The organism is Nocardiopsis prasina DSM 43845 (assembly GCF_000341265.1).
GTDB classification, from domain to species: domain Bacteria; phylum Actinomycetota; class Actinomycetes; order Streptosporangiales; family Streptosporangiaceae; genus Nocardiopsis; species Nocardiopsis prasina.
Genome location: NZ_ANAE01000166.1, coordinates 1 through 20,478, shown reverse-complemented (window position 1 = coordinate 20,478; position 20,478 = coordinate 1). Strand labels below are relative to the sequence as shown.

The following is a 20,478-nucleotide window of genomic DNA, read 5'->3' as shown; positions in this document are numbered from 1 at the left end:
TCTTCTGGACAGACCCCCGCTCAACCCCCACAGCAACGCGAGTCAACTCACTGTGCACGTATCACCGAGACCTCGTATGGTCCGCTGAGCAACTCCCTCCCGTGACGGCGTAGCCGTCCCCCCGGCGCAGCGGATGCTCTCGGATCATCCACGGAGCAGAAATGACATCCACTCCTCGTAACGCCTCTCGTCGCGGCCGGTTCACGGCGTCCGTCGCCGCCATGACCGCACTCGTCCTCGTCGGCCTGCCCGGGGCGGCCCACGCCGACCCGGACGACGACGTCGACATCGACGAGCTGAACCAGCGGGCCGAGGAGCTGGAGGAGACCTACGACGGCGAGCTGCTCCAGTACACCGAGATCAAGGACCGCGTGGAGACCGCCGAGGCGGACCTGGAGGAGCTCGACGAGCGCCTGGAGAAGTCCCGCGGCGGGGTGTCGGCCATCGCCGCCGCCCAGTACAAGGGCGACGGTTTCGACCCGACCTTCCAGATCGTGTTCTCCAGCCAGCCCGAGGACATGTTCGCGGACGCCGCGACCGTCGACTACCTGGGCCAGAGCCAGGCCGAGCAGATCGCCGAGCTCATTTCGCTCCGCGACGAGCAGGCCGAGCTCACCGGCCAGCTCCAGGACGAGATGTCCGAGGCCTCCGAGCTGATCGACGAGCTGGAGGAGCAGCGCGAAGAGGTCACCAAGCGCATCGAGGAGTACGAGGCCGAGCAGGTCCCCGAGGCCCCGGAGAACCCCGGCAACGGGTCGATCCCCGACAGCGCGCGCGGCGGTGGCTGGGACCAGACCACGCCCCGGATGGCGGCCATCCGCGACGAGGTCATCATGCAGTTCGGCGCGCCCTACCCGGTCGGATGCTGGCGTCCGAGCAACGACGACCACGGCACCGGTACGGCCTGCGACTTCATGATGAGCGCGAACGGCGCCGCGCCCTCAGCCGAGAACAAGGCCCTCGGCCAGCAGATCTCCGACTACGGCATCGCCAACGCCGACCGCCTGGGCATCAAGTACATCATCTGGGAACAGCAGATCTGGCAGTCGACGTCACGCCAGTGGACCTGGATGAACGACCGGGGCGACCTGACCCAGAACCACTACGACCACGTGCACATCAGCTCGTACTGATCCTCCGGCGCGGCGCCCGGGCCCGTGCGAGCGGCAGGACCGCGACCAGGGCCACGGCGACCACCGCGAACGCGGGGCCGTACCCGGTGAGCTGGATGAGCAGGCCGAGACCGACCGCCCCGACCCCGGTGCCCGCGTCGAACCCGATGTTCCAGGCCGCGCTGGCCCGGCCGTACCCGGTCGGCCCGGCGCGGCCCAGCATCACTGTGACGGTCTCGTTCTGGACGGCGCCGAACCCGAGGCCGAACAGCGCCGAGCCGCCGAGCACCAGCAGGGACACGCCCACACCGGGCGTCCCGTCGCCGTTGGCCCACAGCCCGGCGGTGAGCAGGCCCGCGCCCGCGGCCGCCGCGAGCGTTCCCGGCATCAGCAGGACGGTGCGCCGGTGGCGGTCGTACAGGACACCGGCGGTCCATCTCCCCGCGACGACGCCGAGCGCGTAGGCGGCCAACAGCGAGCCGACCAGCCAGGCCGCCCGTTCGAACGGGATCGCCAGGAAGGTGACCACGCCGCTGGCGGCCGAGGACACCGCCAGCATGATCACCAGCGGCGCCGCGAGGGCGACCATCAGCGCCAGGCCGCGCGGGGAGGCCGAGGCGTCCTCCGTGCCGACTTCGTCGTGTCCCGCTCCGCGCAGCGCGGCCCGGTTGCGGCCACCGTCCGCGAACCAGATGCCGGAGGCGAGCACCGCCGCCACCACGCCGCAGATCCCGGTGAGCCAGAAGGCGGTGTCGAACCCGAGGCTGAGCGCCAGCGCCACCCCGCCTGGCAGGATCACGATCTGCGGCAGGCCGACCGCCAGGCCGTAGTAGCCGGTGGCCCTGCCGACCTGTTCCCTCGCCACCAGCCGGGCGGCGAGCGCCGTCCCGGCCACGGTCACCATCCCGAAGCCGACGCCGCGCACCGCGGAGATCGCCAGCAGCGGGCCGAGATCGGTGGTGAGGGCGAACAGCGGCATGGGCAGGCCCATGATCAGGGAGCCCACGGGGAAGGTCCACCGGTACCCACCCGCGTGGTCGAGGAGCCACGGCATGGCCAGCTGGGTGAGGACGGTGGTGAGCATGAAGACCGCGGTGGTGCCGCCCGCGCCGAACTCGCCCGCCCCGCCCCGGCTGGCCCACAGCGGCACGAGGGGGAGGACGGCGGCGAACCCGCACAGGCTGACGGCGGTGGCCATGATCAGGAGGCCGAAGCCCCGTCCCCGGAGCCCGGGAAGGTCGCCGCCGTTGGGGGCGGGGGCACCGCTCCCGGCCGAGGAGGAACGAGATCGGATCATCCGTCCTTTCTAACCGAGCCGTGGCGGACTGTCGACACGCCTCGTCCCTCCCCTCCGGTCCCCTAGCCCGGCTGTTCCGGCTGGGGCAGCCGCTCCCCCAGCCAGACGCGCAGGCGGTCCACGAGCTGGGGAGTGACCGCCCGCTCCGCATGGCCCATGCCCGGGACGATCCACAGGTCCTTGGGCTCGCGCGCCGCGTCGTGGATGGAGGCGGCGTGCGAGACGGGGAAGTAGCTGTCGGTGTCGCCGTGCACGACCAGGAGCGGTACCGGCGCGACCTCCCCGGCGACCTCCCGTGGCTCGGCTGGGGTGGGGTTCCAGCGCTGGTCGGTGACGCGGACCTTGCGGAAGCGCCGCAGGAAGGCGCGGCCGAAGCTGCGGCCCACTCCGAAGGTGAGCAGGCGCATGGAGCGGGTCCCCCGGTAGTACCAGCGGCTGGGGGCGCTCACGGACACCACGGCGCTGACCCCGCCGAAGATGGCGGCGTGCCGGATGGCGACGGCGGCGCCCATGGAGAAGCCCAAGGTGGCGATGTGGGTGTACCCGAGTGCGCGCAGGCGGCCCACGACCGCTTCGAGGTCGTGGATCTCCGCGTCGCCCACGGTGCTGCGTCCGCCGGACCCGTGGTGGCCACGGAAGTCGAAGGTCATCACGTCGCCGACGGACAGCAGGCCCTGGGCGACGGCACGTGTGTGGGGGCTCCGGTAGGTCCCGGTGAAGCCGTTGGCGAGGACCACCACGGTGGTTCGGGGCGCGGCGGCGCGCAGCAGCACGGCGTCGATCCCCACCCCGTCCGAGGTGGTCAACCAGAAACGGTTCTCCTGGGGCTGGGCGATGGAGTGGTCAATGGCGTCGGACACCACTCCATCGTGCACGATCAGTCCCGGTATGGGGAGTGCGGCCCCGGTGTGTCGGCCCCGGCGCCGTGGCCCGGGTGGTGGCCCGTAAACCCCTGGGGCGGCGGTGGCTGGTGTGGCGGTGCCTGGTGTGAGGGACCCGGCGGGAACGGCCTCTGCTGGGGCTGGCCCTGGCCGGGAGGGTAGCCGGGCGGCGGCCCCTGCGGGTGCCCCATGGGAGGCGGCCCCAGGGGAGGCGGCGGGCCCTGCGGGCGCCCCTGACCGTACCCGGGAGGCGGACCCTGCGGGTGAGGCGGCTGCGGCGGATACGGGTGGGGGTTCGCGTGCGGTGGCACCGAACCGTAGGGGGGCGTACCCGCGTGCTGCCCGCCGGTCACCGGCGGCCCCTGTTCCGTAGGCCCCTGGGGCGGGAGGCCGCGCGGCGGCGCCTGGGCGTCGGCGGGCTCCTGACCCACCGGCTCCGCCTCCTGGTCGACCGCCTCGAACTCGCCCGTGCGACCGTACTCGTCGTCCGCGTAGTCGTCGGCGTATTCGTCCTCGTACTCGTCGTCGTAGTAGTCGTCGAGGTGCAGGGCCTCCTCCGCGGCCTCCCGCTCCGAGGCCGGGGGGAAGACCACCGAGCGCAGGTTCAGCGCGACGTGCACAATCACCGGGACGACCAGGCTGCCGGTGCCCAGGTACAGCACGGTGAACAGGGTGCCGGAGAAGCCCGCGCTGAGCAGTCCCCACCAGCCCTGGTAGGCGTGGGCCAGCGAGAAGAGCACGACGGACAGCACCGCCGCGATCCACAGCGGGACGTCCATGCTGGCGACCAGGGTGATAAAAAGGCCCCGGTAGAGGAGTTCACCGAACACTCCGCCGGTGACCGCCATCCCGGCGGCCAGTGCCCTCTCGCGACCGGTGCGCGGCAGCAGCAGGTACTGCCTGTGGCCCGGTTGCGGCAGGGTCATGGGTTTGGGAGCGCTCCGCCGTCCCCGGTGCGCTTTGCGGCCCCGACGCCCGCCCTCGCCCTCGGCCTCGGCTCCGCGCCGGGAACGCCGGGACGGGATCGGCAGGCGGTCCCGGGTGGGCAGGCCGTTGACCAGCACCCAGAAGGCGGCCAGCGCGACGGTACCGCCGATCGCGGCGCCCACGATGGGCCCGAAGGCGTCCGGGGTACGCAGACCCAGGTCCACCAGGTTCAGGTTGGGCGACAGCAGCAGCACCACGAGGACCAGCAGGCCCCACAGCACGTGGATCGCCATCGTGACCGCGTACAGCAGCCCGAGGGCACGCTCGTCGCCGTTCTCACGGCGTGACAGCCACGCGAACGCGCGCCGTCCGAGCAGGGGCTCGCCGAACGCCGCGAAGAACAGCAGCAGGACCGTCAGAAGGGTCCCGGCGAGACTGAATTGAGGGAGACTCTCCGACCATGGCACGGGCACAGCCTAGAAGAACGACCCGGGTCATAGAGCCACACAAGCGCCCATGACGGAAGTCGACCGGCGTACCCCTTGTGGTCGGAGCCGTGAGGAGCGACCGTGGAGAGTGTCGCAGGTCACTCAAGCGGTGGTCCTGTCCGACCACCGACCGGACCCGGAAGGGCTGGGTAGACGAGGATGGTTGATCGAACCGAAGCCGTACCCGGGGCCGCCAGGCCCCAGGACATCCGCAACGTCGCTCTGGTGGGGCCCACCGGCGCGGGCAAGACGAGTCTGGTCGAGGCGCTGCTCCTCGCCGCCGGGGAGATCAGGCGCCCCGGCAACGTGGAGGAGGGCACGACCGTCAGCGACCACGACGAGGTCGAGGTCCGCCAGAGGAGGTCGGTGCACCTGACCGTCAACCCGGTCATGGTGGGCGACGTCAAGGTCAACCTGCTGGACACCCCCGGTTACGCCGACTTCGTCGGTGCGATGCGCGCCGGGCTGCGCGGCGCCGACGCCGCCCTGTTCGTCATCTCGGCCATGGACGGCGTCGACGGGCGCACCCGCATGCTGTGGGAGGAGTGCGCTGCCGTGGGCATGCCGCGCGCGGTGGCCGTCACCAAGATCGACCATCCGCGCGCCGACTTCGACGCGGTGGTGGCGCGGTGCCAGGAGGCGTTCGGCCCCGGTGTGCACCCGGCGTACGTGCCCGCCATGCGGGGTTCCGGAGACCAGCGCACCCTGGTCGGGCTCTGGGGGCTCGTCTCGGAGCGGTACCACGACTACTCGGAGAGAGGCGGCCCGGGCTCCGAGCCCGTCCCGTGCGCGGCCCCCGACTGGCTGCGTGCACAGGCGGGCCCGCTGCGGGAGACCCTCATCGAGGAGGTCATCACCGAGAGCGAGGACGAGGCCCTCATGGACCGCTACATGGAGGGCGGGGAACTCGACCCGGACCTGCTCATCGCCGACCTCAAGGAGGCGGTGGCGGCGGGCGGTTTCCACCCCGTGCTGGCGCTCAGCCCCACTCACGGCGTGGGCGTGCGGGAGCTCCTGCGCGAGCTCCCGCTCTCCTGCCCGGACCCGACCCGGCGCCCGTTCCCGTCGGTGACCCGCCCGGACGGCCGGCCGGTGGAGGGGTTGTCGTGTGACCCGGACGGCCCGCTCGTGGCCGAGGTACTGACCACCACCAGCGATCCCTACGTGGGCCGCGTCAGCCTCGTCCGGGTGTTCTCCGGGACGCTGCGGCCCGACACCGAGGCGCACCTGCACGGCCACGGTGTGCGCACCGGACCGCACGACCCGGTGGAGCTGGACCGCTCCGGGGACGACGAGCGGCTGGGGTCGCTCTCGGTCCCGCTCGGCGCGAGGGCGCGACCGGTGGGCGAGGTGATCGCCGGTGACCTCTGCCTGGTGTCGAAGCTGCCCGAGGCCCGGACGGGCGACACGGTCTCCGCGCCAGAGCTGCCGCTCCGGGTGTCGCCCTGGCACTTCCCCGAGCCCACCATGCCGGTGGCGATCCACCCGGCCTCCGCCTCCGACGAGGACAAGCTGTCCCAGTCGGTGGCCCGGCTCCTGGCCGAGGACCCCTCGCTCCGGGTGCGGGTGAACCCGGAGACCCACCAGATGGTCCTGTGGTGCCTGGGCGAGGCCCACCTGGACGCCTCCCTGGACCGGCTCGAACACCACTACGGCGTTCGTGTGGAGACCGAGGACGTCCTGATCCCGCTGCGGGAGACCTTCACCGTCCCCGTCCAGGGAACCGGCCGCAACGTCAAGCAGAGCGGCGGGCACGGCGAGTTCGGCGTGTGTCGGATCAGGGTGGAACCGCTGGAGCCCGGCGCGGGGCTGGAGTTCGTGGACCAGATCGTGGGCGGTGTGGTCCCCCGCCAGTACGTGCCCTCGGTGGAGAAGGGCGTCCGTGCGCAGATGGCCGAGGGCGTGGGCGGCGGGCACCCGTTGGTGGACCTGCGAGTGACGCTCCACGACGGCAAGGCGCACTCGGTGGACTCCTCCGACGCGGCCTTCCAGAAGGCCGGGAGGCTCGCGCTGAGGGACGCCGCCGCGTCAGCGAGGCTGGCGGTCCTGGAGCCGGTGGACACGGTGACCGTGGAGGTCGACGACGCCCACCTGGGCGCCGTCCTGAGCGATCTGTCCGCCCGGCGCGGTCGCGTGGTGGGCACCGAGGCCGCACCCGGCGGCCGGGTGGTGGTCCGGGCGGAGGTCCCGGAGCTGGAGATCGTGCGCTACGCCGTGGAGTTGCGTTCCGTCTCGCACGGCACCGGGGTGTTCACCCGGGACTACGTGCGCCACGAGCCGCTGCCCGCCCAACTGAGCCACCGCCTGGGACACCAGTAGGCGCGACGCGAACCGGGCGCCTCAGCCGGAAACACGAGCCAGCCCACCCCAGCCACCAGGGCTTCCCGTGACGGGACACCTGCCCACGCACCTCAACACAAGGCAGAGGGCCACCGGGCACCTCAGCCACAGGCGTGAGCCCCGCGCGTACACCCCAGCCACAAGGGGGGTGCTTTCGTTCGGTGCCGGAGAGGGTTCTGGAGGTGGTGGAGGTGGGATTGCGAGGAACGAGCCATCACACCCCAGCCACCAGGGACTCCCGTGACGGGACCGTCCCAGCCACATGCAGAGGGCCACCGGGCACCTCAGCCACAGGCGTGAGCCCCGCGCGTACACCCCAGCCACAAGGGGGGTGCTTTCGTTCGGTGCCGGAGAGGGTTCTGGAGGTGGTGGAGGTGGGATTGCGAGGAACGAGCCATCACACCGAAGACACCGAAGGTTCCTCTGCAAAGGCACCGAACACGGGCCGAAGCGAAGCGGAGGCCCAAGAAAACACAGCTACAGCACCCGCCCCGGTGTGGTCCGGTCGGCCAACGCGGCGAAGCGGAACGTGTTCACCGGGTGGCTGGAGAGGAGGTTGACCAGCATCACGAAGAACCCGGTGTCGGTGTGGGCGCGCGCGGCGATGTCGTCGAAGTCCACGGCCGGGTACAGGTACTTGCCCGCGGCCAGTACGCGGATGCCCGGTACGCCCTCCGGGCAGAACTCGTAGGCGTGGTTGTCGGCGGTGTACTCCTGTGCCCGGCCCAGGGTGCTGCCCACGCCGGGGATCACCTGGGCGATGGAGACCGCGAACTGGCGCCAGAACGAGGTGTGCCCGGCGGCGATGTGGCCCACCTCGTGGCCGATCACGAACCGCAGCGCGTCGGGGTCGCCGAGTCGGTGGCCCACCTCGAACAGGTCGCTGTGGACGGCCACGTAGCGGCGGAAGCCGTGCCCGGAGGCGAACGCGTTGATGGTGCCGTTGCCCAGGACGATGTAGGCCTCCGGCACCTGGCTCATCCCGAAGGAGCGGGCGGCGTCGGCGACCATCCGGTACGCCTCCGGGAACTGCGCTTCGGTGATGCGTACGCCGTTGACCCTCTGTCTGGCGTAGAGCTGACCGCGCACGAAGAACACCAGCAGGGGGATGCTCAGGAGCAGCAGTGGCTCGTTGGGGTCGCCGGACAGTGCCCGGCTGACCGCCCCCACGACGGCGAGGACCGTGACGGCGACGCAGCCCACCAGGAGGGGTGTCTCCCGGTGGTGGCGCAGGGAGCGGCGGACGCGGGGGTCACCCCATCGCCAGAGGCTTGCCCCCACGTGCGGTCAGAGCCGGTACTGGGCGTCGGGCAGGTCGTCGTCCGGGCCGGGGGGCGGTGGCGCGGAGTGGGCGCTGCCCATCGGCGGCGGTCCCCCGAAGGCCGGTCCGGCGGGCGGGCCCGGCGGCGGTGCGGGGGCCTCGTCCTCGTCCATGATCGCGGCCATGTCGGTGGACAGGGTCGATTCCTCGGCCTTCTCGCTGCGCCACTCGTCGCGGATCTCCTGGTCCTGGCGGCCCATCACCGACTGCATGTCGGTGTCGTGGGTGGACTTGCCGGGCTCCTCCGGCCAGGCGGAGGAGGCGGCCAGGAAGGCGCTGTCGTAGGCGTCGTTGGCCTCGTCCGAGAAGCTGGGCTCCGCCGGGCGCGGTCCGGTCAGCGGGTCGGAGAGTGGGTCGAAGGAGTTCGCGGGCCCCTCCGAGGGGGTCGCGGTGCGCGCCGAGTGGCCGCCGGGGTCGGTGTTGCCGCGCGGGTCCGCCGTGTCGGTGGGCGCCGGACCCGGGAAGGCCGAACCCACGGGGGCGGCGGAGGGAGCCGGCGCCAGGGCGGCCGGGTTGGGGTTGTCGCTGCCCACGTAGGACAGCGCCGCGATGGTGAGCGCGGCGAGCCCGGCCCGCAGGGTGGGTTCGCGGTCGGGTGAGAAGTACGGCGAGTGGTTGCTCGGGACGTTGCCCATCTTCTCGTAGGGCGTGTCGCCGGGGGCGCTGTCCCACACGTCGTGCGGTGTGGCGCCGACGAACCAGAACACGTACGGGATGGGCTGCGGGTCCTCGGGCAGCCCGAAGCGGCAGAAGTCCTCGGTCGCCGGGGAGGGGTCCGGCAGGTGGATGACGTAGTCGCCGCCGAAGTAGGCGTGGTGGGCCGCGGCGACGTCGGCGGTGCTGGCCGGGTCGTTGTGGGTGACCCCGCTGCTCTGGAAGCGCTCGACCTCGGGCTCGCGGCTGGCGCCCGAGGCGGCCGCCTCGGCGCGCACGATGCGCTCGATGGCCTGCTCCAGCTGGTCCGAGACGTTCTCGTTGAGCGCCCGGGTGCTGATCTCCAGGTAGGCCTCGTCGGGGATGATGTTGGCCTTGGTGCCCGCCTGGATCCTGCCGACGGTGAGCACCGCCATCTCACTGGGGCTGATCTCGCGGGACACCACGCCCTGGAGGCGGGTGACGATGTTGGCGGCGATGAGGACCGGGTCCACGGTGGTGTGCGGCTGGGAGGCGTGGCCGCCCTCGCCGAAGATCCGCACCCGGTAGGCGCTGGCCGCGCCGAGGATGATCCCGGCCCGGTGGGAGATGAGTCCGGCGGGCTGCGGGCCCAGGTGCTGGCCGAGGATGACGTCCGGGCGGCCGAAGCGGTCGTAGAGGCCGTCGTCGATCATCCCCTGGGCGCCGTCGAGGCTCTCCTCGCCGGGCTGCGCCACGATCATGATGGTCCCGGCCCACTCCTCGCGGGTCTCCGAGAGCAGGTCGGCGACGCCGATCAGGCAGGCGGTGTGGGCGTCGTGGCCGCAGGCGTGCATGACGGGTACCTCGGCGCCGTCGGGGCCCTCGGCCCTGGCCGTGCTGGCGTAGGGCAGACCGGTCTTCTCCTCCAGGGGGAGGGCGTCCATGTCCGCGCGCAGCATCACCGTGGGGCCGGGGCCGTTGCGGAGGATGCCGACCACACCGGTGCCGCCGACGCCCCGGTGGACCTCGTAGCCGGTTCGGTTCAGCCATTCCGCGACGACGCTGGCGGTGCGCTGTTCGGAGTGGGAGAGCTCCGGGTTCTTGTGGAGGTCGACGTAGACCCCCTCGACGAGCGGGAACAGCTCGTCGAGGAGTCGCATGACCACGCTTCCGTGCTGGGCTGCACGGTTGGGGTCCACCGCGTGCGGCACGGTTTCCACCGCCTTCTTCGTTCTCGACTGGCGGACAGTGACAGTTTGACTGGGGGTTCTGCCGCCTGGGGGCAGCCTATCGGCGTGTCCGTCGCCGGTTCACACCGACACGTTCGTGCCGCGGTGTGCCTTGGTGCCCCTCGGTGGTGCCCATGGGTTAGGGTCTGCACACGGTAAGCCATCCCACACCCGTGTCCACGGGTGCGCGCGCCCTCGCGGGTCCCGGTTCCTCGGACCCCGGCACGCCTCCGGGAACTTTTACCTGATTTGTGCGAACTACTGGCATACCGCAGTATGTCTCAGTAAGGTAACGGAACTGTGTTCGCGCAACGGATTCGCCGGTGCCCCCTCGCGCGCCACGCGGCACCACGCCATCGGACCACTGCCCCTGACCGAAGGTCGACCCCAATCCCGCACGGAGGGTCGCGGGACCGACATACCAAGCCCCAGAAATCAGTGATCTCGGAGTCCCTAGTGGCCTCATCCACGACCAGTCCGGCACCCCAGTCCGCGGAGAACGGGGACGGCGCCGCCGCCCCGGCCCCGGGAGCCCAGGCCCCGGCGGCAGCGCGACCGCCGGGCCGTGACGCCCGACTCGACAACGCCAAGTTCATCCTCATCGCCCTGGTCGTCGTCGGCCACGCGATCGAGCCGCTCTCCGACTACGGGCCCGCCAGTGCCCTCTACTACTGGATCTACTTCTTCCACATGCCCGCGTTCATCATGATCAGCGGCTATCTCTCCCGGTCCTTCGACTCCTCGTCGATGCGGGTGGAGAAGCTGGTCCTGACGCTGGCCGTCCCCTACCTCGTCTTCTGGACCATTCACCAGGCGATCTACACGGTCGAGCGGGGCGGACTCCCGGACACCCTGTCCGTGCTCAAGCCGACCTGGACCCTGTGGTTCCTGGTCGCCCTGTTCCTGTGGCGCCTCACCGTGCCGGTCTGGCAACGGCTGCGCTGGCCCGTGGCGATCGCCGTGGTCATCTCCCTGTTCGCCACCACGGCGGACCTGGGCAGCACCCTCTCGATCGGCCGAGTGCTCAGCTTCCTGCCGTTCTTCGTGCTGGGGCTGAGCCTGCGCCGAGAGCACTTCGCCCACCTGGACCGGCTCTGGGTGCGGATCGGCTCCGTGCTGGTGCTGGGCGTCACCGCCGTCCTGGCCGTGCCGGTCTCGGACCGCCTGAGCAGGGACTGGCTCTTCTGGAAGGAGAGCCTCACCGACCGCGACATCGACCCGCTGATGCCGAGCATCGGTCTCCGGCTGGCCTTCATGGCCATCGCCCTGGTCATGACCATCGCGGTCCTGGCGCTCACGCCCAAGAGGGAGACCTGGTACACGTCGCTGGGCGCCTACACGCTCTACGTGTACCTGGGCCACTCGGTGTTCCTGATCCTGCTCAAGAACACCCCCTGGTACGACCTGATGTCCGGCCCGGTGGCCCTGGCCACCACACTGTCGCTGGGCCTGGGGCTCACCCTCCTGCTGTGCACCCCGTGGGTGCGCGCGTGCATGCGGTGGGCGGTCGAACCACAACCCACCTGGTTCCTGCGCCAGGACGACAAGGGACTGGCCAGGAAGGAGGCCGACGCGAGGAAGCGGACGGCCGAGAAGGAGCGTGCGTCCGCCTAGACGGGCGGACCGACACGCCCGCAGACGGGAAGAGGGGGCGCCTTCCGCATCTCGCGGAAGCGCCCCCTCCCTCGTTCGGGCACCCGGCTCCGGGTCGGGCTCAGCTGCCGCCCGCGCTCGCCGGGGTCACGGCGGCCAGCTCACGGCGGCGCGCCTCGAAGCGGCGGGACTCCTTCCACAGGCGGGCCACCAGCACCACCTCGAAGAAGCCCAGCGCCAGGCAGGAGAAGACCGCCACCGGGATGATCAGGCTGTTCAGCGGCGTGAAGAAGGCGACCAGGACGGTCACGGGCGCCACCACGCACACGAACATCTCGAACTCGATGCCGCTGAACAGGTGCGGGCGCACCCGGTGCTTCAGCAGCGCGTTGCGCACCCGGGGGTAGAGGCCGCGGGGAGCCGGAGCGTCCGCGTTGCCCGGGGTCTCCGACACCTCGTCGTCCTCGGGGTCGGACACGTCGGGGTTGGTGGCCTCGTCACGCAGCCGCTCGGTGTCCCCCGAGGCCACGGCGAGCGCCTGCTTCATGGTCTTGCGGGTCTTGGCGACCTGCGAACCGTTGAGGTAGCGCAGCAGGTCGAAGAAGACCACCACCGGCGCGACGATCAGGTAGGCGGCCTGCCCCGTCACCAGCCACTGGCCGATCAGCAGGGCCATCACGCAGCCGAAGAAGCGGATGCGGTCGAAGACGAAGTCGACCCAGCTCCCGAAGACCGATCCGGTGCCCTTCAGGCGGGCGATCTTGCCGTCCATGCAGTCCAGGACGAAGCTCAGGTGGAACAGCAGGGCACCGGCGAGCAGCCAGGCCCAGCCCAGGGGACCGGCCCAGATCGGCGCGGCGAAGCAGATCGCGGACAGCAGGCCCAGCACGCCCGCGCCCAGGGTGAGCTGGTTCGGTGTGATGTTGGTCCGGTTCGCCGTCCACACCACCATGCGACCCGCGAGCGGATCGACCAGGAAGACCGTCCACCAGGCGTCCTTCGCCTTGTAGGTCTCTTCCTTGACTTGCGCGAGCGTGAAACGCGACATGCGGGGTTCTCCTGGAGGGCCCTGTTAAACCCGTGAACGCCTACGGCGCGGAGGAATCGGCACCGTTCGAGGGCAGGGGCGAGGACCGGGTTGAGGCGGGAATCGAGTCATCATGCCAGACGGGGGTACCCCCAACCTAATCGGTGACGGCATACTTGACAGGTAAGAGGGGGATCAACAGGGTGCCGCCCGCGCGCAGTCGGGCGGAGTGGTCCACCCCCTTCGGTCTTGACCGAGGTAGAGGCATTGCGTTTTCTCAACGACCAGGTTCCCAGCCAGGACCTGACCTACAGCGACGTCTTCATGGTCCCGGGCCGCAGCGCCGTGGGTTCCCGGCTGAGCGTCGACCTGTCCTCCCCTGACGGCACCGGCACCACCATGCCGCTGGTCGTCGCGAACATGACCGCCGTGGCGGGCCGCAGGATGGCCGAGACGGTCGCCCGCAGGGGCGGTATCGCCGTCATCCCGCAGGACATCCCCTTCGAGGTGGTCTCCGACGTCATCGCGTGGACCAAGCAGCGCGACCTGGTCTACGACACCGCCATCACCCTGAACCCCACCAGCACCGTCGGTGAGGCGCTCAACCTGCTGCCCAAGCGGGCGCACAACGCCGTCATCGTGGTCGACGACGCGCGCCGCCCGGTCGGCGTGGTCACCGAGGCGGACTGCGCGGGAGCCGACCGGTTCGCCCAGCTGCACGACGTGATGTCCGCCGAGCTGCTGACCATCCCCGAGGGCACCGAGCCGCAGGCCGCGTTCGGAATACTCCACGAGAACCGGCACCGTCTGGCCCCGGTCGTCGACGGGAACGGTGCCCTGGTGGGCGTGCTCAGCCGCACCGGCGCGCTGCGCTCCACCCTGTACCGGCCCGCCGTGGACGACCGGAACCGGCTGCGCATCGCGGCCGCGGTGGGCATCAACGGCGACGTGTCCGGTAAGGCCGCCGAGCTGCTCGAGGCCGGGGTGGACACCCTGGTGATCGACACCGCGCACGGCCACCAGGAGAAGATGATCTCCGCGATCCGCAAGGTCCGCGCGCTGTCGCCGAACGTGCCGATCGTCGCGGGCAACATCGTGACCGCGCAGGGCACCCGGGACCTCATCGAGGCCGGGGCCGACATCGTCAAGGTCGGCGTGGGTCCGGGCGCGATGTGCACCACCCGGATGATGACCGCCGTCGGCCGTCCGCAGTTCTCCGCCGTGCTGGAGTGCGCGGCCGCCGCCCGTGAGCTGGGCAGGCACGTGTGGGCGGACGGAGGGGTGCGCCACCCGCGTGACGTCGCCCTGGCCCTGGCCGCCGGTGCCTCCAACGTGATGGTGGGTTCCTGGTTCGCCGGTACCTACGAGTCGCCCGGCGACGTCATGCGTGACGCCCAGGGCCGCCAGTACAAGGAGAGCTTCGGAATGGCCTCGGCGCGCGCGGTGCGTCTGCGCACGTCCGAGGACTCCCCGTTCGAACGGGCCCGCAAGGCGCTGTTCGAGGAGGGCATCTCGACCGGCCGCATGTACCTGGACGCCGAGCGTCCCGGTGTCGAGGACCTGATCGACCAGATCATCGCCGGTGTGCGCAGCTCCATGACGTACGCGGGCGCCACCTCGCTGGCGGAGTTCCACGAGCGCGCCGTGGTCGGCGTGCAGAGCGCCGCCGGGTACAACGAGGGCCGCCCCGTGGAGAACGGCTGGTAGACGACACGGGTCCCCTTACGGGACCTCCGTGAAGGGGAGGGGTCTTCGGGCCCCTCCCCTTCCGCGTGTCCGGGGCCGGTCCTCCCTAGGCGGGTCCGGCGGTCCCTCCCTGGGCGGCCACGTGTTCCTTGCGGTACTGGCCGCAGAGGCGGTCAGCGTGCCGGATGGGTTCGGGGACGCGGTACTTGGGGGACACGCGCAGGATGAGGTCGGCGGAACCCTCCAGGTCCACGCGGTGGCCCACGGAGACGTAGACGGGCTTGGTCCGGGCGCGGGTGCGCAGGACACGGCCGATGACCTCGCCCCCCTCCGCGGCGAGGGTCTCGGTGTCCTCGACCAGTTCGGAGCGGCCGGCGACCATGGGCGTCCACGAGCCCCGCTCCTCCCCCGGCATGGAGTTGCGGCCATAGAGGACGGACTTGGCGGAGCCGACCACCGGAGCGTCGATGAGGACCCCCAGGTGGCTGGCGATCCCGAAGCGGCGCGGGTGGGCGAGGCCGAAGCCGTCGCAGACGAACACGTCCGGGGTGACGGACAGGCCCTCGATGGCGCGGAGCACGGGGGGCAGCTCCCGGAAGGCGAACAGTCCGGAGATGTAGGGGAAGGACGGGGTGTCGGCGACCAGGGAGGTGTCCACCACCTCCAGAGTGCGGGCGTCCAGGACCACGGCGGCGGCCGCGAGCTCCTTGTCACCCACTCCGTAGCTGACGTCGAGGCCCGCCACGTAGCGCACCGAATCCGGGTCGAGGGCCTCCGTGCGGACCCGGTCGGCCAGCAGGCGCTGCCGGGCCACCGCCTCCTTGGGGTCGCTCGGCCAGTTCTCCGGGTCGTCCAGGGCCTGGGCCGCCCGCTGCGCGACGTCGCTCACGTGTGTTCCTCGGTTCCTCGTCCGCTCCCCGTCCGGGCTCTCAGGCGCAGTCTAGGCCGGTGAAGGACTGCCCCGCGGCAGGGACTCCGACCCCGGTCCAACGGAAGGGGACGCCGACTGCCCGGTGGGGGTCGGGGTGGTCCATGAGCTGGAAGTGCAGGTGGGGCTCGCTGGAGTTTCCCGAGTTGCCGCACCGCCCGATCCGCTCTCCGACGGTGACCCGGTCGCCCTCGCGAACCTCGGCTGACCCCCTCCTCAGGTGTGCGTAGGCGGCGTACACACCGTCGCCGAGGTCCAGGACGACGTGGTTGCCGATCACCCGGCGCGCACCTCCGAGGCTCCGGACGATCCCTTCGAGGAACATGTAGGGCAGCGCGGGCCAGGTGTCGCGGCTGCGGTGGTCACGTTGGCCGTCGCGCACGCGCACGACAGTGGCGTCGGCGACCGCGAGGAGCGGCTGGTCGAAGGCGGGATAGCCGTCGTCGGGGCGGCGCGAGAGCGGCCACCAGTAGCTGCGGCCCGGGGGTCTGCCCTCGTCCACGTAGACGTCGATCGCGTAGGTCTGGCCGTACTGGTGGGTGCCGTGGCTGGGCACCCTGTCCGCCGGACTGTTGAGTCCCACCCACTCACCGGTGACCGGCGGGGCCACCTCGACGGTGGCGTCCCGCACGGCCTGTCCGGAGGGCTTCCGGGTCCACAGTCGCGGGCCGACGAGGAACACCCCGGCGAGGAGGAGCAGGGGCAGCAGCGGCTCCAAGGGGAGATCGAAGGCGATCGCCACGGCGGCGTAGGCGAAGTACACCACCAGCAGGGGTCCGCCGAGGTTCGTGAGGATGCCGCGCATGCTGGTCTCCCTGGAATCGATCCATTTGTACGTAATTACGTATCAACGTACCTGACTTCGAACCCTGGGACAGCACCCCTCATTTTTCGCGCGCCGATCCTCCCGCCCGTGGTGCGTCGCGTTGTGCGCGAGGACACAGACCCGAACGCTCGGGGACACCGCCCCGGAGCAGTACCGTGGAGCCGTGAATTTGTACTGACTGGTCAGTTCAAAAGGGGAGGTCGCAAGAATGCGTCGGGCCACCGGAGCTCGTGTGCACGCCGAGGGCGTCACACTCACCACCCGAGAAGGACCCGTCTATACGGGGGTCGACTTCACCGCCCGGCCGGGAACGCTCACCGTCTTCCAGGCGGACTCCGGGGGCGGACGCAGCGCGCTGCTGCTCACCCTGTCCGGCCGGATGAGGCCGACCGCGGGCAGCCTGCACGTCGACGGATACTCACTGCCCGAGCAGGCACGGAGGGTACGGCGGATCAGCTCGCTCGGGCTGATGGACGACGTCAACGCCCTCGACGACCGCCTGCGGGTGAGCGAACACCTCTCCGAGGCCCGCCTGCTGCGCATGCGCCCCGCGGCGCGGTCCGTGACCGACCAGGCGATGGAGGCGGCCGACCTGGCCGACCTGGACCGCCGCACGATGGTCAAGGAGCTCTCCATGCTGGAGCGGCGGCGCCTCGGCGTCGCGCTCGCGCTGGTCTACGAACCGCGCCTGCTCGTGGTCGACAACGTGGACGGCGGCCTCAGCCGCGAACACCAGGCCGACATGTGGCGGTCCCTGAGGAACCTCACCGACGAGGGACTCACCGTCATCGCCACCTGCGCCGACGCCCAGGAACTCGACGCCGTGGCCGGACCCGACACCCAGGGCCCCCTCCTGATCAGGCAGGGCGACGGCGCGGAGGACGGGGACCCGGCCGCCGGAGAGGACTCCGAGAAGGCACCGACCGAGGAAGTGATCGGGATCGACCGACTGCTCGACCACGAGGACCCCGCGACGGACGCTCCCGGCGCGGGCTCACCGTCCGGGGACGGACCCGCTCCGAAGGGGGGCAGGCACCGTGGGCGTTCGTGACAGGAAGAAGGAGGGCGCCGGGAAGAAGGACGACGCGCCGGTCTACCGGTTCATGTCGGTGCCCAGGCTCGGGCTGCTCACCATGCGGTCCTTCCTGCGGTCACCGCTGCCCACAGCGGCGCTGGCCGCGCTCATGCTCATCCCCCTGCTGTACTCCGGCATGTACCTGTGGTCGTTCTGGGACCCCTTCGACCGGATGGAGCACCTGCCGGTAGCCCTGGTGAACGAGGACGAGGGCGCCGAGGTCGACGACGAGGAGGTCAACGCGGGCGAGGAGCTCAGCGACACCCTCCTGGAGCGGGGCGACCTCGACTGGCACCTGGTGGACGCCGCCGACGCCTCCCAGGGGCTGGAGGACGGCACCTACTACGTCACCCTCACCATCCCCACGTACTTCAGTGAGGCCCTCACCTCGCCCTCGCGGGACCGCGAGGACCCGGTCCCCGCGCTGTTGGTCGCCAACTACAACGACTCCAACAGCTACGTCGTACGCCAGCTCGCGGGCAGCGCCTTCAACGAGATCCGTGCGGCGGCGGCCTCCTCGGCCATCAGCGACTACCTGGACCAGATCTTCCTGGGCTTCAACGAGATCCACGGCAAGACGGAGGAGGCGGCCGACGGCGCCGGGGAGATCGCCACCGGCGCCGGAGACGCCGAGAGCGGATCCGGTGAACTCTCCGAGGGCATCGACGGCGCCCACGAGGGGGCCGGCACGCTCAGCGGGGGTATCGGGGAGCTCCACGAGGGCTCCAGGACCCTCGCCTCCGGTGCCACGAGCGCCTCCACCCAGGTCTCCGACCAGGTCGACAAGCTCGACGACCTGGCCGACGAGTGGCTGCCGCAGCTGGAGGAGGACATCCCCGACATCCAGCAGCGCGCCGGGGAGGCCGCGAAGGTCTCCGCCGGGGTGTCCGAGGCCCTGGAGGACCTGCCTCAGGAGATCGACGTCACCGCCCTGAGTGAGGTGGACGGCCGCCTGTCCACCTACCTCCGGGACCACCCCGAGCTCGAAGAGGAGCAGCCCGACCTGCACGCGCTGCTCACCGACCTCCAGGAGGCCATGGACACCGCGCTGTCGGTGGCCGGTTACGTCAACGACAACCGCGAGGACATCAACGCGACCGCCGCCGAGGCCGCCGCGCTCAGCGAGAAGGCCGCGACCCTGTCCGAGGACCTGCCCACCATGGTCGAGGACGCCAAGGACGCGAGGGCCAGGGCCGACGAGCTCGCCGAGGGTCTGGAGGACCTGGCCGAGGGTTCGCGCACGCTCCGCGACGGACTCTCCGAGGCCTCCACGGGCGCCGGGGAGCTGAACAGCGGGCTGGGGCAGCTCAGCGGCGGCGCCGGAGACCTCCACGAGGGCCTGGGTGACCTGGCCTCGGGTTCGGACGAACTCGCCGAGGGGCTGTCCGCCGGCACGGACGAGATCCCCACCTACTCCGACGACGGCCGGGTCAGCGCCACCGACATGATGAGCGAGCCGGTCCGTCTGGACAGCGAGGTGGACAACGAGGCGCCCAACTACGGCACGGGCTTCGCGCCGTTCTTCGTGCCCCTGTCCCTGTGGGTGGGCGCCATGGTGGTGTTCATGGTGCTGCCCGCGCTGTCCACCCGGGCCCTGGCCTCCTCCGCACCGTCCTGGCGGGTGGCGCTGTCCGGACGTGTCGTGCCGCTGCTGCTCGGCTGGGCGCAGGTGGCGGTCATGATGACCGTCCTGCGCCTGACCCTGGGGCTGCAGGCCCAGAACTGGCCGCTGATGCTCGCCTTCCTGGCGCTCACCTCGGCCGCCTTCACCACGACCGTCCAGTACCTGAACGTGAGGTTCAACGCGGCGGGCCGGGTCGTCGCGCTGGCGCTGCTGGTCCTCCAGCTGACGTCGGCGGGCGGTACCTACCCGATCGAGACGAGTCCGACGTTCTTCCAGGCGATCGGTCCGTACCTGCCCCTGCACTGGGCAGTGACCGCCATGCGCCATCTGATCGGCGGCGGGGACATGATGCTGGTCGCGCAGGCCTTCGGGGTGATGGCCCTGTGGCTCGTGGTGCCCCTGCTGCTCACCTGGAGGGCGGTGAACAGCAAGCGGGTGTGGACGATGTCCACGCTCTATCCGGCGCTGAAGATCTGACATCCGGGGGCGCCCACCACGGGCGCCCCCGGCCGCCCGATCCATCTCAGCCACCACCGAAGAACCGAACGGGAGCCCCAACCCCGGTTGAGTGCCCGAGCGCCCGCCTCAGCCACAAGCCGAGGGTCCGCCTGCGAAGCTTGACCACAAGGGGGTGCCCGTTCGGTGCCGGAGAGGGTTCTGGAGGTGGTGGAGGTGGGATTGCGAGGAACGAGCCATCACACCGAAGGCGCCGAAGGTTCCTCTGCAAAGGCACCGAACCCGGGCCAAAGCGAAGCGGAGGCCCAAAAAGAAGGCGAGAGTGCCGGAGAGGGTTCTGGAGGTGGTGGAGGTGGGATTGCGAGGAACGAGCCATCACACCGAAGGCGCCGAAGGTTCCTCTGCAAAGGCACCGAACACGCATCGAAGCGAAGCGGAGATGCAAAAAGATAGGAAACGATGAACGTGAGCACCAGGCCCCGCAGCGGGCGCCGTGAGGCCACCCGGCGGAAGCTGTTCGAGGCGGCGGTCACGCTGATCTCCGAACAGGGATACGGCTCGACCACGGTCGACGAGATCGCCGAGCGCGCCGGAGTCGCCAAGGGCACCGTCTACTACAACTTCGCTGGCAAGAACGAGCTGTACGCGGCCCTGATGGAGTGGGGCATCACCCGGCTGGCCGACACACTGCGCGCCTCGGTCCCCGCCCCCGAGCGGCAGGTCGAACCCCGGGAGGCCCTGGCGACGGTGCTGCGCGCGGGCGTGGTGTTCATCAGCACCCACGAGGCACTGGCCCGGCTGCTGATGGCCGAGGCCTGGCGCACCAACCGAGCCTGGTACGCGACCATCCGACAGATCCGCACCGAGGCCATCGGCGTCATCACCGGACAGCTCGACGCCATGGTGGAACGCGGCCTGACGCGACCGGACCTGGACACGGCCCTTGCGGGATCGGCACTGTTCGGCATGGTGGTGACCGTGGCCCTCGACTGGCGTACCCTCCAGCCAGAACGTCCCGTCGAGGAGATCCACACCACCCTGGCGCACATGGCC

At 70.9% G+C, this 20,478-nt stretch carries 15 protein-coding genes; 7 read left to right on the top strand and 8 right to left on the bottom strand.

Annotated elements, in window-relative coordinates:
• Positions 1–161: 161 nt before the first annotated feature.
• Positions 162–1,133: a coiled-coil domain-containing protein gene (locus D452_RS0120640; RefSeq protein ID WP_026129507.1), complete on the top strand. Its 972-nt coding sequence runs from the start codon at positions 162–164 to the stop codon at positions 1,131–1,133.
• Here D452_RS0120640 and D452_RS0120635 read toward each other — a convergent pair.
• The 3 genes from D452_RS0120635 to D452_RS31025 all read right to left on the bottom strand — a co-directional run bounded on the left by D452_RS0120635 (position 1,120) and on the right by D452_RS31025 (position 4,684).
• Entirely contained in the window at positions 1,120–2,409 is a 1,290-nt protein-coding gene (locus D452_RS0120635; RefSeq protein WP_017546043.1) for an MFS transporter, read from the bottom strand. The genes D452_RS0120640 and D452_RS0120635 overlap by 14 nt on opposite strands.
• Positions 2,410–2,471: 62 nt before the next feature.
• Entirely contained in the window at positions 2,472–3,269 is a 798-nt protein-coding gene (locus D452_RS0120630) for an alpha/beta hydrolase (RefSeq protein WP_017546042.1), read from the bottom strand.
• Between the two features lie 17 nt (positions 3,270–3,286).
• Entirely contained in the window at positions 3,287–4,684 is a 1,398-nt protein-coding gene (locus D452_RS31025) for a CPBP family intramembrane glutamic endopeptidase (RefSeq protein ID WP_193374261.1), read from the bottom strand.
• Between the two features lie 180 nt (positions 4,685–4,864).
• Between D452_RS31025 and D452_RS0120620 the strand changes: the two genes are divergently transcribed.
• Complete coding sequence (locus D452_RS0120620; RefSeq protein ID WP_017546041.1) at positions 4,865–7,024, top strand: elongation factor G-like protein EF-G2; 2,160 nt, start codon at positions 4,865–4,867, stop codon at positions 7,022–7,024.
• A gap of 498 nt (positions 7,025–7,522) precedes the next feature.
• On the opposite strand, the gene D452_RS0120615 is transcribed toward D452_RS0120620, so the two are convergent.
• Together D452_RS0120615 and D452_RS0120610 are read right to left on the bottom strand one after the other, a co-directional pair.
• A complete protein-coding gene (locus D452_RS0120615; protein ID WP_017546040.1) occupies positions 7,523–8,248 on the bottom strand; it encodes a M48 family metallopeptidase in 726 nt (241 codons plus the stop codon).
• Positions 8,249–8,332: 84 nt separating this feature from the next.
• Positions 8,333–10,201 (bottom strand): amidohydrolase, encoded by a 1,869-nt coding sequence (locus D452_RS0120610; RefSeq protein WP_017546039.1) that lies wholly within the window; start codon positions 10,199–10,201, stop codon positions 8,333–8,335.
• 465 nt (positions 10,202–10,666) lie between these two features.
• On the opposite strand from D452_RS0120610, the gene D452_RS0120605 reads away from it, so the two are divergent.
• Positions 10,667–11,824 (top strand): acyltransferase family protein, encoded by a 1,158-nt coding sequence (locus tag D452_RS0120605; protein WP_017546038.1) that lies wholly within the window; start codon positions 10,667–10,669, stop codon positions 11,822–11,824.
• Between the two features lie 100 nt (positions 11,825–11,924).
• On the opposite strand, the gene D452_RS0120600 is transcribed toward D452_RS0120605, so the two are convergent.
• Entirely contained in the window at positions 11,925–12,851 is a 927-nt protein-coding gene (locus D452_RS0120600) for a CDP-alcohol phosphatidyltransferase family protein (RefSeq protein ID WP_017546037.1), read from the bottom strand.
• A 246-nt stretch (positions 12,852–13,097) separates the two neighbouring features.
• On the opposite strand from D452_RS0120600, the gene D452_RS0120595 reads away from it, so the two are divergent.
• On the top strand, positions 13,098–14,537 hold the full coding sequence (locus D452_RS0120595) for a GuaB1 family IMP dehydrogenase-related protein (RefSeq protein WP_017546036.1): 1,440 nt from the start codon (positions 13,098–13,100) through the stop codon (positions 14,535–14,537).
• Positions 14,538–14,622: 85 nt separating this feature from the next.
• Here the strand turns inward: D452_RS0120595 and D452_RS0120590 are convergent, their stop codons facing one another.
• Both D452_RS0120590 and D452_RS0120585 read right to left on the bottom strand, forming a co-directional pair.
• Positions 14,623–15,405: an endonuclease V gene (locus tag D452_RS0120590; RefSeq protein WP_017546035.1), complete on the bottom strand. Its 783-nt coding sequence runs from the start codon at positions 15,403–15,405 to the stop codon at positions 14,623–14,625.
• A gap of 40 nt (positions 15,406–15,445) precedes the next feature.
• Positions 15,446–16,249 (bottom strand): M23 family metallopeptidase, encoded by an 804-nt coding sequence (locus D452_RS0120585; RefSeq protein WP_017546034.1) that lies wholly within the window; start codon positions 16,247–16,249, stop codon positions 15,446–15,448.
• A gap of 229 nt (positions 16,250–16,478) precedes the next feature.
• On the opposite strand from D452_RS0120585, the gene D452_RS28710 reads away from it, so the two are divergent.
• From D452_RS28710 to D452_RS0120570, 3 genes are all read left to right on the top strand, one after another.
• Positions 16,479–17,321 carry an ATP-binding cassette domain-containing protein gene (locus tag D452_RS28710; protein ID WP_051061336.1) on the top strand — a complete coding sequence of 281 codons (843 nt, stop codon included), beginning with the start codon at positions 16,479–16,481 and terminating at the stop codon, positions 17,319–17,321.
• A gap of 52 nt (positions 17,322–17,373) precedes the next feature.
• Positions 17,374–19,446 carry a YhgE/Pip domain-containing protein gene (locus D452_RS0120575; protein WP_051061338.1) on the top strand — a complete coding sequence of 691 codons (2,073 nt, stop codon included), beginning with the start codon at positions 17,374–17,376 and terminating at the stop codon, positions 19,444–19,446.
• Positions 19,447–19,884: 438 nt separating this feature from the next.
• The coding region (locus D452_RS0120570) for a TetR/AcrR family transcriptional regulator (protein ID WP_017546031.1) at positions 19,885–20,478 on the top strand (594 nt) is incomplete at its 3' end.